This is a genomic window from Mesorhizobium sp. WSM4312 (genome assembly GCF_002294875.1).
Classification (GTDB): Bacteria; Pseudomonadota; Alphaproteobacteria; order Rhizobiales; family Rhizobiaceae; genus Mesorhizobium.
The window spans coordinates 199,017-212,943 of record NZ_NSFU01000006.1 but is presented as its reverse complement, the minus strand read 5'-3'; the positions used below and the strand labels follow the sequence as shown (position 1 = coordinate 212,943).

The 13,927-nt window shown below is 63.3% G+C and carries 14 protein-coding genes; 6 read left to right on the top strand and 8 right to left on the bottom strand.

Annotated features, from left to right (window positions below; translation table 11 throughout):
• Positions 1 to 53 precede the first annotated feature (53 nt).
• The gene (locus CK228_RS11715; protein ID WP_095788048.1) at positions 54 to 1,130 is read left to right on the top strand and encodes an extracellular solute-binding protein; all 1,077 of its coding nucleotides are present in this window, start codon (positions 54 to 56) and stop codon (positions 1,128 to 1,130) included.
• Positions 1,127 to 2,410, top strand: a complete 1,284-nt coding sequence (locus CK228_RS11710) for a flavin monoamine oxidase family protein (RefSeq protein WP_095787958.1) — start codon at positions 1,127 to 1,129, stop codon at positions 2,408 to 2,410. The genes CK228_RS11715 and CK228_RS11710 overlap by 4 nt, the downstream gene beginning before the upstream one ends.
• Before the next feature lie 46 nt (positions 2,411 to 2,456).
• On the opposite strand, the gene CK228_RS11705 is transcribed toward CK228_RS11710, so the two are convergent.
• Genes CK228_RS11705 through CK228_RS11695 form a run of 3 tightly spaced genes read right to left on the bottom strand, consistent with a single transcriptional unit; the run spans position 2,457 to position 5,318 of the window.
• Positions 2,457 to 3,530 carry an ABC transporter ATP-binding protein gene (locus CK228_RS11705; RefSeq protein ID WP_095772177.1) on the bottom strand — a complete coding sequence of 358 codons (1,074 nt, stop codon included), beginning with the start codon at positions 3,528 to 3,530 and terminating at the stop codon, positions 2,457 to 2,459.
• Positions 3,531 to 3,582: 52 nt separating this feature from the next.
• The gene (locus CK228_RS11700) at positions 3,583 to 4,404 is read right to left on the bottom strand and encodes an ABC transporter permease (RefSeq protein WP_095772178.1); all 822 of its coding nucleotides are present in this window, start codon (positions 4,402 to 4,404) and stop codon (positions 3,583 to 3,585) included.
• Positions 4,401 to 5,318 (bottom strand): ABC transporter permease, encoded by a 918-nt coding sequence (locus tag CK228_RS11695; RefSeq protein WP_095772179.1) that lies wholly within the window; start codon positions 5,316 to 5,318, stop codon positions 4,401 to 4,403. Before CK228_RS11695 ends, CK228_RS11700 begins: the two co-directional genes overlap by 4 nt.
• A gap of 334 nt (positions 5,319 to 5,652) precedes the next feature.
• Between CK228_RS11695 and CK228_RS11690 the strand changes: the two genes are divergently transcribed.
• Positions 5,653 to 7,071 (top strand): aminotransferase, encoded by a 1,419-nt coding sequence (locus CK228_RS11690; protein ID WP_095772180.1) that lies wholly within the window; start codon positions 5,653 to 5,655, stop codon positions 7,069 to 7,071.
• Between the two features lie 37 nt (positions 7,072 to 7,108).
• Here CK228_RS11690 and CK228_RS11685 read toward each other — a convergent pair whose 3' ends face one another.
• Entirely contained in the window at positions 7,109 to 8,311 is a 1,203-nt protein-coding gene (locus CK228_RS11685) for an aromatic ring-hydroxylating dioxygenase subunit alpha (protein ID WP_095787957.1), read from the bottom strand.
• A gap of 27 nt (positions 8,312 to 8,338) precedes the next feature.
• Positions 8,339 to 8,797 (bottom strand): hypothetical protein, encoded by a 459-nt coding sequence (locus CK228_RS34665; protein WP_142885682.1) that lies wholly within the window; start codon positions 8,795 to 8,797, stop codon positions 8,339 to 8,341.
• On the opposite strand from CK228_RS34665, the gene CK228_RS11680 reads away from it, so the two are divergent.
• Complete coding sequence (locus CK228_RS11680; protein ID WP_095772182.1) at positions 8,772 to 9,182, top strand: hypothetical protein; 411 nt, start codon at positions 8,772 to 8,774, stop codon at positions 9,180 to 9,182. The genes CK228_RS34665 and CK228_RS11680 overlap by 26 nt on opposite strands.
• A gap of 242 nt (positions 9,183 to 9,424) precedes the next feature.
• Here the strand turns inward: CK228_RS11680 and CK228_RS11675 are convergent, their stop codons facing one another.
• Both CK228_RS11675 and CK228_RS11670 read right to left on the bottom strand, forming a co-directional pair.
• Positions 9,425 to 11,512 carry a PAS domain S-box protein gene (locus CK228_RS11675; RefSeq protein WP_179295882.1) on the bottom strand — a complete coding sequence of 696 codons (2,088 nt, stop codon included), beginning with the start codon at positions 11,510 to 11,512 and terminating at the stop codon, positions 9,425 to 9,427.
• A gap of 90 nt (positions 11,513 to 11,602) precedes the next feature.
• A complete protein-coding gene (locus CK228_RS11670; RefSeq protein WP_179295886.1) occupies positions 11,603 to 12,376 on the bottom strand; it encodes a response regulator transcription factor in 774 nt (257 codons plus the stop codon).
• A gap of 45 nt (positions 12,377 to 12,421) precedes the next feature.
• On the opposite strand from CK228_RS11670, the gene CK228_RS11665 reads away from it, so the two are divergent.
• Positions 12,422 to 13,123, top strand: coding sequence for a response regulator transcription factor (locus tag CK228_RS11665; protein ID WP_095787954.1), 702 nt, complete (start codon positions 12,422 to 12,424; stop codon positions 13,121 to 13,123).
• Between the two features lie 67 nt (positions 13,124 to 13,190).
• Here CK228_RS11665 and CK228_RS11660 read toward each other — a convergent pair whose 3' ends face one another.
• A complete protein-coding gene (locus CK228_RS11660; protein ID WP_019861555.1) occupies positions 13,191 to 13,358 on the bottom strand; it encodes a hypothetical protein in 168 nt (55 codons plus the stop codon).
• Between the two features lie 200 nt (positions 13,359 to 13,558).
• Between CK228_RS11660 and CK228_RS35235 the strand changes: the two genes are divergently transcribed.
• Positions 13,559 to 13,867: a hypothetical protein gene (locus CK228_RS35235; RefSeq protein ID WP_179295881.1), complete on the top strand. Its 309-nt coding sequence runs from the start codon at positions 13,559 to 13,561 to the stop codon at positions 13,865 to 13,867.
• Positions 13,868 to 13,927: the final 60 nt, after the last annotated feature.

Genomic DNA, 13,927 nt, shown 5'->3' with positions numbered 1-13,927 from the left:
CGGATGATTTCTCCTAACCTCGCAGAAGCTTTTTCGCGATGGGGGAGTTTGCCATGACGCCGATGCTACGCCGCCTGGCGCTTGCCGCCGCCTGCACGATCGGCGCCGGCGCGGCCTATGCCTGGGCGCAAGGCGGCGGCGATCTCGTGGTGTTCGATTGGTCCGGTTACGAGGACCCGCTGCTGCATCCCGCCTATACCGCCAGACACGGCGCCGAGCCGACCTTTGCCTTCTTCGGCGACGAGGACGAAGCCTTCGAGAAGATGCGGGCGGGCTTCAAGACCGATATCGCGCATCCCTGTTCGCAAAGCGTGGCGAAGTGGCGCGACGCGGGCCTGCTGCAGCCGCTCGACACGTCAAGGATCACGGGCTGGAAAGACCTCAATCCCGGCATCATGGCGATGAAGAACCTCGCCACCACGCCCGACGGCAAGGCCTGGTTCATGCCGTTCGACTGGGGCAACACGGCATTGCTCTACCGCACCGACAATGTAACGGCTGACGAGGCGCAGTCGCTGCGGATCCTGGCCGACCCGAAATTCAAGGGCCGCGTCACCATCGGCGACAATGTCGACGATGCCTACGCGCTGGCGAGCCTGGTCATTGGCCTGAAGGACTGGACCAAGATGACCGACGCGCAGTTCAAGGAGGCGTCTGATTTCCTGCGCCAGGTGCACAAGAACGTGCGTCTCTACTGGACCGACTCGAGCGACATCGACCAGGCTTTTTCCGGCAATGAGGTCGACCTTGCCTGGGGTTGGGGCCAGACACTGATCGCGATGAGCGGGCAAGGTGTTCCCATCGCCATGAACCGCGACACCAGAGAAGGCATGTCCACCTGGGTGTGTGGCTACGTGCTGATGAAGGACGCGCCGGGCAAGCTCGACCAGGCCTATGATTTCCTGAACGCGGTCAATGCGCCCGATATTTCGAAATACATGGTCACGACATTCGGCTACGGCCATGGCAACAGTGCCGGCATGGCCGCGATCGACCACAAGGTGCTGGCCGAGCGCGGTTTCGACGACATCGACAAGTTCCTCGACAAGACGCTGTTCCAGCAGCCGGTCGCGCCCGAACTGAAAAAGCGCATGGTCGACGAATTCGAGAAGATCAAGGCCGGCTATTGACTGACGAACTGGAAAGAACCGACGTCGTCATCGTCGGTGCCGGCTTCACCGGCTTGTCGGCCGCACTTGAGCTGAAGCAGGCTGGCATCGATTTCGTGCTGCTCGAGGCGCGCGATCGTGTCGGCGGGCGGGTGGAAGCCGTTCGGAATGGACTTGGCGAGCGCATCGACAGCGGCGGCCAATTCCTGTGCGAGGACATGCCCGAAGTGATGGCGCTGGCGAAGGCGCGCGGCAAGACATTCGTCGAAACCTATGTCGAGGGCGACTTCACCACACATCCGTCGATGCGGCCCAAGGACGCCAAGCAGACCTATCACGGCGCGATGGCGATCCGCGAGCGCATGAACGGCGTCGAGCCGGACGACCCGTCGATCGCCGGCATGAGCGTCGCGACCTGGCTGGAACAGCAGCCTGATCCGATCGATGCCAAGACGGCTTTCCGCTCGATGATCGAAGGCCTTTGGTGCCTGCCAATGGACAAGGTGCCGCTCTGGCACCTGATCGACAATGACCGGCGCATCACCAATGAAGTGCCGGAGCTGCAGTATTCCCTGCGCGAGACCATGCAATCGCTAGCCGAGGATCTGGCTGGCGATCTCGGCGACCGGGTGCGGCTTGGCGAACCGGTCACGCGTGTCGAACACTGGTCGCAAGGCGTTCGTGTCGTCACTGGCAATGGCGTGATCCAAGCGCGCCAGGTGCTGGTCGCCCTGCCGCCGGCGACGGCCGCGAAGCTCGCTTTCGCGCCGGCCTTGCCGGCGACACTCGCGAAGGCACTTGGCGTCTGGGAGAGCGGCGCGGTGATCAAGATCCTGGTGCGCTATCCCAAGCCATTCTGGCGCGAGCAGGGTTTGAGCGGCATGGTGATGTGGCGCGACCTGCCGGGGCTGTTTGCCTGCGACGCCAGCAGGGACGCGGAGCATGCCGCGCTCGTCGTCTTTGTCGGCGGACCGCTAGCGTTTCGATGGCGTGCACTCAGCGATGCGGCGTTGCGCGCGGAAGTGACGGCAAGGCTGGTGGCTGCTCTTGGTCCGGGCGCGGCCGATAGTGAAGATTTCAGCCAGCGCGACTGGATTCATGACCGCTGGAGCGGCGGCGCTTACAGTGACCTCATCGTCGATGCGACGGCCAGGGATGCCGAGCGGACGATTCTCGCGGGTGCACCGCCGGTGCATTTCGCCGCTTCGGAACTGTCGCCGTCATTCCCCGGCTATGTCGAAGGCGCGATCGTCGCCGGGCGCATCGCAGCGAGAAACATAGTCGCCGAGCTTGTTAGCTGAGCATGATCTTTTCCCAAAACCGGTTTCCACTTTTGGGGATCATGCTTCAATCCCCCATCGCCACCAGCGCCTCGGGATCGTAGGCAAGGCGGATCGGCGTGCCGACCGGAATGTCGTCGGCGCCGAAATCGTTGGTCTCGGTCACCGACAGTGGCTTTTCCAGCCCCGGTATCTCGACGATCAGATGGGTGATCTCGCCGAAATAGTGGCGTTCGACCACCTTGCCGGCAACCTCGAATTTAGCCGTCGCATTGTCCCACAGCACGCGCAGACGCTCGGGGCGGATCCCCAGCGTGGCCGCACCGCCATTGCGCACGAAGGCCTTCGGCTTGTCGGTTTTCACACGGCCGAATCCCAGCGTGTCGACGATCAGCGAGGCGCCGTTCTCCTCGACGATCTCGGCCTTGACGAAGTTCATGCCGCCGAGGAAGTCGGCGACTTGGCGGTTGACCGGGCGCTGGTAGATTTCCTTGGGCGAGGCGACCTGCGCGATCCTGCCGCCGAACATCACCGCGATGCGGTCGGACATTGCGAGCGCCTCATACTGGTCGTGGGTGACCAGCACGAAGGTGATGCCGACGGCCTGCTGCAGGCGGCGCAGCTCGACCTGCATCTGCTCGCGCAATTTCTTGTCGAGCGCCGACAGTGGCTCGTCGAGCAGCAGCACCTTCGGCCGCATGACCAGCGCTCGGGCGAGTGCCACGCGCTGGCGCTGGCCGCCGGACAGTTCGGTGGCCAGCCGCTTGCCAAGCCCGGTCAGCGAGACCTGCGCCAGAGCCTCCTCGACGCGGCGTTTCTCCTCTCCGCCCTGCAGCCTCAGCCGCTTCAGCCCATAGGCGACGTTCTGCTCGACATTGAGGTGCGGGAAGATCGCATAGCTCTGGAACACCATATTGGTCGGCCGGCGGTTGGCCGGAATGCCTTCCATCGGCTGGCCGCCGACCGCGATCGAACCGCTGGTCGGGTTGTCGAAGCCGGCGATCATGCGCAAAAGCGTGGTCTTACCGCAGCCGGACGGGCCGAGCAGCGAAAAGAATTCGCCTTCCTTGATGGTCAGGGACGCGTCGTCGAGCGCCTTGAACGACCCATAGCTGCGGGTGACGTTTCGGATCTCGATCATCGACCGATCAGATTGGGCTGGATCGGATTGGGGGCGCTCGATCGGCGGCTGTTCAGGCATAGAGGCCTCCCTCGTTCTGGATGCGTCTGGCCGCGCGGCGACGCAGGATTTCGGCGACGGTCATCAAAACGAAAGAGGCAACCAGAAGCAGTGTGCCCAGCGCCAGTACGCCGGGCAGTTTCGAGGCGAAGCGCAACTGGCCCCAGATGTAGATCGGCAGCGTCGCTTCGGTGCCGGTCAGGAAGAAGGCGATGATGAACTCGTCGAGCGAGATGGTGAAGCAGACGAGCAGGCTGGAGATGATGGCCGGCGCCACCATCGGCAGCGTCACGCGGCGGAAGGTGCCGAAGGCGCTCTCGCCGAGATCGGCGGAGGCTTCCTCCAGGCTGCGGTCGAAGCCCTCGAAGCCGGAGGTCAGCACCGTCATCGAATAGGGAATGCAGATCAGGACATGGCCGAGCACGACGGTGAACAGGGAGAGGCTCAAGCCCAGCTGCAGCATCACCAGCAGCATCGAGATGGCGACGATCACCTCGGGCAGCACCAGCGGCGCCATGATCAGGCCGTTGATGGCGCGGCGGCCGGGATAGCGGTAGCGGGTGATCGAGCGGGCGGCGAGGATGCCGAGCACGGTGGCGAGAACCGACGCGCAGACCCCGACCTTCAGGCTGTTCCAGGCGGCGTCGAGCAGCGCCGGCGTGTGCGGCAGGTCCGCATACCATTGCAGGGTGAAGCCGGTGAGCGGGAATTTCGGCGTCGGCGCCGTGTTGATCGAGAAGATCGGCAGGAAGATGACGGGCAGATAGAGGAAGACGATATAGAGAAACGCATAGACCGACAGCCAGCCGCCCGACAGGAGGCGCCGCGCCCTCATCGTGCCAGCCTCTGCAGTGCGCGGATGATCAGCACCGTGGCGCCGGCCATCAGGGTGACGATCAGCATGGTGGTGACGGAAAGGGCGGCCCCCAGCGGCCAGTTGGCCGCCTTGCCGAACTGCGCCTGAATGGCGTTGGCGATCATCACGCCGTCCTTGCCGCCGACCAGCTTCGGCGTGACATAGTCGCCGACGGTCGGGATCATGACGATCAGCGCCGCCGAGATGACGCCCGGCGCCGACAGCGGCAAGGTCACGCGAAGGAATGAACGCAAGGGACCATCGCCGAGATCGGTGGCTGCCTCGACCAGCGTGCGGTCGACCTTTTCCAGCGAGACGAAGATCGGCAGGATGGCGAAGGCCGCCCAGGCATGGGTGAGGGTAATGATGACGGCGCTCGAATTGTAGAGCAGCGCCGTCGACGGCTCGTCGATGATGCCGAGACCCATCAGGCCGGAATTGAGCACGCCATTATAACCGAGGATGACCTTCCACGACATGACGCGCAAGAGATAGCTGGTCCAGAACGGGATGGTGATGAGGAACAGCCACAGGCTCTTGTGACGGCCGCCATGGAAGGAAATGAAGTAGGCGATCGGGTAGGCGAGGATGACGGTAAACAGGCTCACCGTCAGCGAGATGTAGAGCGAGCGCCACAACAGATCGCGGTAGATCGGCTCGGTCAGCGCCACGCGGTAGTTTTCCAGCGTGAAGGTGCGGTCGATTGTCAGGTAGTGCTGCGTCCAGAAGGAGTGGGCGATGACCACCAGGATCGGCAGGACCAGCAGGACGAGGGCGTAGAGAAAGGTCGGGCTGATCAGGGCAAAGCCCTGGACGGGTTCGGATTGCAGAAGGGCATTTCGTCTGGCCCGCGTCATGCGCAACGGGGGCGACCCTTCCACGGTCGCCGTCATTGCCAGACTCCGGGGGGCAGGGCTCCGGGCGTGATCGCGGTTGCTGGCCTGGACTGTTCCGCCATGCGCATCCCATTGTGCTGATACCGGCTGTTTGTTCCCACTTATCCTTGGAACGCGATCGAAAACAAAACCGGTGACCACTTTTGCTGGTCGCGTTCCTGGCTTGCCGGCTTTCTTTCATCATGCGCGCATCCGTGGATTGAAATCAAGCGCTATTTCTGAGATATTGATTGAACGGACATTCAAAATTAGGTGAAGAAAGCCGCCATTTCCGGCCTTTGCCGCCGAATTTTAAGCTCAAGAAAAAATCGATAGAGATGTGGAGGCGACAATGGCTGCGGTGAGGGACCTGAAGGCGACCGAAATGGCGGCGTCCGGCGGTGACGATGCCATTGAACTGGGCAAGCGCCATCTCATCCAGCCCTGGCCTTATGCCGGTTCCGTCGGTGCCGAAGCCCGCGCGCTGATCGGCGAGGGCGACGGCATCTACATCACCGACAGCACCGGCAAGCGGCTGATCGACGGGCCTGCCGGCATGTGGTGCGTCAATGTCGGCCACCGCCGCGAGGAACTCGCCAGGGTGATGTACGAGCAGGCGATGGCGCTGTCCTACAACACGCCCTGGTACACGATGAACGCGCCGTCGGCCGAACTTGCCATGCGCGTCGCCGGCCATGCGCCGGGTGATCTCAGCCATGTCTTCTACACCACCGGCGGCTCTTCCGCCGTGGAGACGGCGCTGCGCTTCATGCAGTTCTACAACAATGTGCGCGGCCGACCGGAAAAGAAGCTGATCCTGTCGCGCGGCGGCGCCTATCACGGCTCGACCTATCTGTCGGCCTCGCTCAACGGCCGCCCGCGCGATCGCGACTGGATGGACGGCGCCGACGAGCTGGTGATCAAGCTGTCCTCACCCGATCCGTTCCGCCGCCCGCAAGGCATGGGCCTTGCCGCCTTCACAGACTTTCTCGTCGACCAGTTCCGCGACACGGTCGCCCGTGTCGGCGCCGACAAAATCGGTGCTTTCGTCGGCGAGCCGGTGCAGGCATCGGGGGGCGTCGTGATCCCGCCCGACGGCTATCTCAAGCGCATCCGCGAGATCTGCCGCGACAACGACATCCTCTATGTCTCCGACGAGGTGGTGACGGGCTTCGGTCGGCTCGGCCATGTCTTCGCCTCGGGCGACGTGTTCGGCATCGATCCCGACATGATCACCTTCGCCAAGGGCGTCACCTCGGGCTATTTCCCGCTCGGCGGCGTCATCGTCTCGGAACGGCTGCTGCAGGAGTTGCGCCGTTCGAACCATCCCGACGCGATGTTCGGCCATGGCCTGACCTATACCAGCCACCCCATCGGCTGCGCCGTGGCGTTGAAAAACCTCGACCTGCTGGAAGAGGGCGTGCTTGCTCACACGCGCGCGGTCGCGCCCTATTTCCAGGCGCGGCTGAAGACGCTGGAAGAGCTGCCGCTGGTCGGCGAGGTGCGCGGCGCCGGGCTGATGGGCTGCGTCGAATGCGTCGCCGACCGTGAAAGCAAGAACCCGCTGCAGCTCGACAAGGATGTCGGCAAACGCATCGACGCCCACTGCCATGAGCTCGGCCTGCTGGTGCGGCCGCTGATCAACATGTGCGTGATGTCGCCGCCGCTGATCATCACGCGCGAGCAGATCGACGACATGGTCGGCATCCTGCGCGAGGGCATTTCGCGGACCATGGATGATCTGAGGAAAGAGGGAGTGTGGCGGGGGTAAAGTATCTTCCTTCTCCCGTAGGACAGAGAGAAGGAAGCTACGGCCGCGACCTCAGCGCGTCGTTCAAATTCCACATGTCCTTCTCCTCGGGCGCCGTTTCCAGGCCCAGCACCGGCAGCATCTTGCGCAGATGATCGTGGTGGGTGCGCACGCCATATTCGAGGTCGGAGAGATAAAAGCCTTCGAAGGCTTCGGACAGCATGGATTCGTTCGACCACACCGACAGCTGGACATCTTCCGACATGGTGTCGCGGTCGATGCGGAAGGAGAGGTAGCGGGCGGCGGCCTGCTCGCGGCTTTCGTCGCGGTAGCGGTAGATGGCGCCGCGCAGCAGGGTCTCGCCCGTCGACAGCGGAAACTCCTGATAGAACTGCACGGATTCCGGCATCACCGAAATGACCGCGTTGGGGAAGATGCCGTAATAGACCCAGGCCTTTTTCAGATAGTCCGGCAGATGCGCCGGCTCCGGCGCGATCTTGACGTAGTTCTTGACGCTCCAGCGGCGGCCGGCATGCGGATTGTAGGTGGCGAAGGAGCGCGATACGCCATTGATGAAGGGCTCATCGAAATAGGTCGCGCCATAAAGATCCTGCAGGGCAGGATGCGCCATGGCGACGTGATAGCCCTCATTGTCGACATCGCGCACCGACTTCCAGTTGACCGGCGTCTTCTGGGTCCAGATGCCCCAGGACGGCACCATGTCGGCGGCGTTGTAATGCGCGAATTCGGGCTCGATCGGCTTCATCAGCTCGGCGACCGAAGGCTGCGGTCCGCCATTGCGAAAGCGGATGAAGATAAAACCCATCGAGACTTCGAGGTCGAGCTGCATCAGGCCGAACTCGGTCTTGTCGAGATCGGGGAAGGAGCGCGGGCGCGCGGCGCCGCGCAGCGTGCCGTCGAGATTGTAGACCCAGCCATGGAACGGGCACACTAGCGCGTTCTTGCAATTGCCCTGGCTGTCGGCGACGACACGGCTGCCGCGGTGGCGGCACATATTGTTGAAGCCGCGCACGACGCCGTCCTTGCCGCGCACGATCAAGGCGCGTTCGCCGACCACATCCATGGTCAGATAGTCGCCGGCGTTCGGGATGTCGCTGACATGGCCGACGATCTGCCAATGGTTGCGGAAGACTTGCTCCTTCTCGAGTTCGAGAAGGGCATCGGAATGGTAGCTCCAGCCCGGCAGTCCCCGCCGGTCCCAATCGTTGGGGATCGCCACGTCACGGAGGTGCGGGTTCATAAAACGTCTCTTCTTTTTGTTGAATAATCATTCAATAAAATCATATTTTGCATTGAAATGCAATGGTTTGCGAAAATTCGAATGATTTCGACGCGGCGACTGCCCGGGAAAATCGCGGAGAATCCGGATGTTAGCCCCGGTTCCGAAATGCCGTTGCCACGTCGTTTCACAAGCGCGGAAGCAGACGAACAAGACGCCTTGCCGGTTGCAAAAAGCGCTCGCTGCGCCGCGGTCGATCTGCCGTCCGGCAGGCGTTGGGGTGGCGCTGCCTGGCTGAAGGCGACCTGGGATTACCTTGCCTCGGCGAAGTGTGAGCCGGAATGACCGATTCTGCCCGGTTTTGCCCGATACCGCTGTTTCAATTCCGTTACATTGCCAGAGCCACACCAATTTTGTGCTGTTACAAAGTGCGATTAAGTTCGTTTCATCATCAAAAAGAAACGCAGCGAAGGGGAAGGCAATGCATGCGAAAGTCGAGATCGTCACCAGCGAACACCGCCTCCAGGCTCCAGAGCGCGCTGACCGCCGTCCGAAACTGGCGCTGCGCCAACGCGCCAGCGACCACCCCATGGCCATGTTCATGGGGCTGGCTGCTTGCGCCATCATCGGCATGGCGCTCACGCCGACAGTCGGGCCGGCCTTCGCCTCGCTAAATCCGCCGGCCAATGTGGTCGACGGGGCGCCGACGACAGTCAAGACTGCTCGGCTGCCGATGCCGGCGCTCGACTTTGCCTGCAAGGGGCAGGCATGGGGCGCCGAGAGCGTCGATTGCCTGCGCGCCATCGCCGAACAGTCCGGGATGCACAAGGCCCGCGCGATCCGGATGATCGCCAATGCCGCGCCGCTGACCACCACGCCAAACATTTTCTGATTTCCGTCGAAGCGTGATCCCGGAACCGTTCCCTTTCGGGGTCCTGCTCTGACCTCCCCGAGCGCTCCTCCAGCGCTCCATTCAGCTCCCGCCGCACAGTCGGCCGGGAGCTTCTTTTTTAGCAATTCCAGCAAGAGCGCGAGCGGTTTTCCCGGGAAAAGCGCGTAGCGCTTTCCCTTTGGAATTGCGTCAGAACAAAGGGTTAGAGCCGGTTCGCCATTTCCATGAAACGGTGAACCGCTCTAGCCCTTCAACACGGTCTGCTCGGCAATGGTTGAAAGCACGCTGCGCACATCCAGCGTGCTGAACGGCTTTTCCAGGATCTGCGGCCGCTGCTGCGCCGGCAAGGCTTCTATTTCCGCCTTGGCGCCGATCAGATCGCCGGTGACCAGCACGAAACGCCGTGCCAGTTCGGGCCGCTCGGCAAGCAGCTCGCGGTAGATGGCCATGCCCGATGTGCCGGGCATGCGCAGGTCCGAAAAGACGATGTCAGGCGGCATATGGCCGCTCAAGGTGGCGGTGCCCGATTCCCAGACCGGCGCGATGCGCGACTTGATGCCCATCAATTCGAGAATGTCGGACAAGGAGCCCGCGACATCAGGCTCGTCGTCGATGATCAAGGCATGGCGCAGGCCGCTCGAGCGTGGCTGGCTCTCGCCGGCAGCAGCGATGCCCGCCGAAATGGCTGGCAACTGGACAACGAAACGCGCGCCTCGGGGCTGCACTTCCTCGAACCAGACATTGCCATTGTGCCGCTCGATGATCGATTTCGAGATCGACAGGCCGATGCCGGTGCCCACGCCGACCGGCTTGGTGGTGAAGTAGGATTCGAAGATGCGGTTGCGGATCGCTTCGGGAATGCCGGGCCCGTTGTCCTCGACCGAGAAGCCGGGATTGCCGCGATCGCCGCGGAAGGTCCGTACCTTGATCAGCCGGTCGCCGGCAATGCCGGCCAGGGCGTGCTGGCTGTTGATGAGGAAATTGGCCGCCACCTGCGTCACGTGGTCGGCGTCCGCCATGGCCAGCAGCGGACCCGGCGCGAAATCGGTGTCGATGATGATGCCGCTCGAGCGTGCGCCATAGGCGGTCACCTCGAGGGCAGCGCGGATCACCTGGTTGAGATCGGTCTCGGCCTGGGCCGCGGGATGAAGCCGGACCATCGACAGGAAGCTCTTGACGATGCGGCCGCAGCGCTCGGCCGCGGCGCGCACCTTCTCGGCGCGGACCTTGGTCTGCGGGTCGGAGGCGAATTCGTGCAACAGCGTCGATTGCGCGACCACCACCGCCAGCGGATTGTTGAGCTCGTGCGAAACGCCGGCCAGCAGCGAGCCCATCGCCGCCATCTTCTCGTTCTGGTGCAGCTTCTCGCGCTGCCGGTTGATCTCTTCCTCGGCACGCAGCCTGTCGCGCAGGTCGCGGATCGAGCCGAAGATCAGGCGGCGGTCGGCGACCCGCATCTCGGTCGCCGTCAGCTCGATCGGAAACACCTCGCCGGCGGCATTCTGCGTCACGGTCTCGAGTCGCTGGCCGACCATCGGCGCGCCGCGGCCCGACATGTAGTCGGCGCCCGAGGAATAGCCCTTGCGGTAGTATTCCGGCACGACGGTGTCGAGCAGATCCTTGCCGAGGATGTCGCTGCGCTGGAAGCCGAACATCTTTTCGGCGGCAGGATTGAATTCGATGATCGATCCAGCCTCGTCGATGACGATGATGGCGTCGAGCGAAGCCTGCAGCATGGTGCGGCGGATCACTTCGCTGGCATGGGCGTCGGAGGGCGAGTGCTCGATGGCGTCGCCGATGGCGAGCGCGATGATGTGCAGCGTCGCCTCCTCCTCGTCGGTCCACTCGCGCTCGTCGACGCAGTCATTGACGGCGAGCGTGCCCCACAGATGGCCATGGGCGAAGACCGACACCGACAGGAACGACTTGATGTTCTGCTTTTCGAAATCGGTTCTCAGGAATCCTTCGAGATTGCGCGTGTGCCCGGCAAAGATCTTGCCCTGCCGTTCGTCCTCGGCGACGCGCTCCAGCAGAGGGTCCGAATTGACGATCGACTGCATGATCACGGTCGGCGAGGCCAGTTCGCCGCCAAAGTCGGGGTCGATCCAGTAGGCGGCAACCGACTGGGCAAAACCCTGGCCCGGCAGTTCGCGCAAGCGGAACAGGATGCCACGCTGGCATTCGATGGCCCGGCAAAGGGTTTCCAGTATGCCGTCCATCTCGCGCTGCCAGTCGCCGGCCTCGCGCAGCCGGCGAACGACGCGCACGGCCGCCATCGCAGCACCTTGCCTGAAACCCTGCATATCCCTGCTTGTTGCTTCGCCCGTCATTTTCAGCCGTTATTCCAAAGTATGCCAATCCGGTCGGCCATTCGATCGGCGAGCAACGGCTGTGAACCCGAGACCCTGTGGGCCTGGCGCTCAGTTGCTGTCGCCGGTCGGCAGCGAGAAGATATAGCCTTCGCCGCGCACCGTGCGCAGGAATTTCGGGTTGGCCGGATCCGCCTCGATCTTCTTGCGCAGGCGCATGATGCGGATGTCGACGGCGCGCGATGATTCCGGATCCTCGGTGAAGCCGATCGCCTCCGAGATCGCGGCGCGGGTCAGCAACCGGTTGGCGCGGGTCAGGAAAACCTCCAGCACATCGAATTCGCTCTTGGCCATGTCGATCACGGTACCGTTGGCGCCGGTGACCAGCCTGCCGTCAAGATCGGCCTGGAACGGGCCGAAGGCGACGGAACGGCGGTCCGTCCTGGTCTTCCTGTCGAGCAGCCCCGTCGGCTGCGGAACACGGCGCAGCACGCTGCGCACCCTCGCCAGCACTTCGCGCAGTTCGTATGGCTTGACGATATAGTCGTCGGCGCCGAGCTCCAGCCCGACGATGCGGTCGAGCGCCGTGCCGGCGGCGGTCGCGTAGATGATGCCGATCGGCATTCTCGAGCGCAGCCAGCGGCCCAACGACAGCCCGTCCTCGCCGGGCATGGCGATGTCGAGAATGGCCAGATGAAAGGCTTGGGTCTCGATCAGGCTGCGCGCGGCGGCGGCGGTTTCAGCGGTCGCCACATCATAGCCGGCGGCGCCGAGATACTCGGCAACCGCGTCCCTCAGGTCGGGCTCGTCCTCGACGATCACTATTCTTGCCCGCACGATGCTCTCGCTCCCACTTTCAGTGGAAAGTAGATTGGGTATAAACATCATGTCCAGCACTCATATCCGGTTGCAAGGGAACGGTTGGAAAACATGGCTGCACGAGCCGTCATTGCGCTTGTTTCCGTCGCCGACGTGGTCGCGACCGAACTTGCCGACCATCTCGAGCGACGTGGCCATGATGTGCGCCAGGCGCGACAGCCCTGGGAGGCGGAATCGCTGCTGGCGGGCGGAGGCATCGATGTCGTTGTCGTCGGTGACAGTCTCAGCCAGGCGGAAGGGCGGGATCTGCTCAGGCGTCATGGCGGCCAAGGCGATGGCGGCCGGGACGGGCCCGATTTCATCCTGATCTGCCGGCCGGCCGATCTCGTCGACAAGGTGCTGGCGCTCGAACTGGGTGCGGCCGACGTCGTCGAAAGCCCGCTCAATGTCAGGGAGCTTGCCGCCAGGGTCGGCGGCCTGCTGTCGCGTCGTGGCAGGGGCACGCAGGAACTGATCGTGCTGGAGAACGCGACCGTCGATTTGAGATCCGCCATCGTCATGCACCGGTCCGGTACGGAGGAACAGCTTTCGCCCGGCCAGGTGGCGCTGCTCAGGCTGTTCCTGGCGAGCCCCCGCAAGGTGCTGACGCGTGACGACATCATCGCCGCGGCACCGGCCGAGAACGCCGACGCGTTCGATCGTTCGATCGATTCGCGCATCGTGCGGCTGCGCCGCAAGCTCGACACAGAGACCATCACCACCATACGCGGCGCGGGCTACCGGTTCGATCCGCCGCAGCAATTCACCGACTGACGGCGGCGTATCCGGGCTATCTTGCTGGCTGAGCATCGGATTTTCCTCCTGCCGATGCTCCCGCGGTTCAGCGCACCACCAGCAGCGACGGACCCGATGGCATGTCGCTGCTCACGACGAGTCCGTTTGCGTGGGCACGCTCCTTGAGGAGCACTGTGGCCAGGGCGGCAAAGCCAAGCAGGCCCTGCGCATAGAGCAGTGCGGAAAGCACAGAGGCGGCGAATTTCGTCTTCATCGTTGCAACTCCCCAGAAATGCCAATTCTTCAAAATGAGTATGTCGCGGGTCGCTTCAGGAAACTCCCGAAGTGCCCGCGCCGCTCACGGAGCCCCCCGCTGCGGCGCGGGCCTTCGGTCCTCTCGGCAGCAAGTTGCCGGAGGGGCCGCGCAATGCCAGCAACCGAAGGCCAACCCGCCAGAGGGCCTTGAGCCGGATGATGCGCAGGCTGGAAACAATCCAGACCGAGGCGGAAAACAGGGCGACGTGCAGGGTAGAGATCTCGCTCGAACTCATCGCCGCCAGCCTTGCCACGGGGCCGCCGGCAACCGTGCCGACACCGCCTATGACTGCTGCCGCGATGCTGATCCTGAAGAGCCAGGACCGCGTGTTCGTTTTCGTTCCCATGGTCGTTGCCGTCTGCTTTCGTTGCGTCAACCTTGCGTTCGGCCCGTATCCGGATCATGCCGCCCGAAGCCGCGCTTTGTTGCAGGTTGGTTTCGAGTTTGCCTATGGATCTTTCATATAGAGGCAATTCGAACTTTCGTTTTGCGAGGAATACCTATGTGCTGCACATCGCCGCCATCGT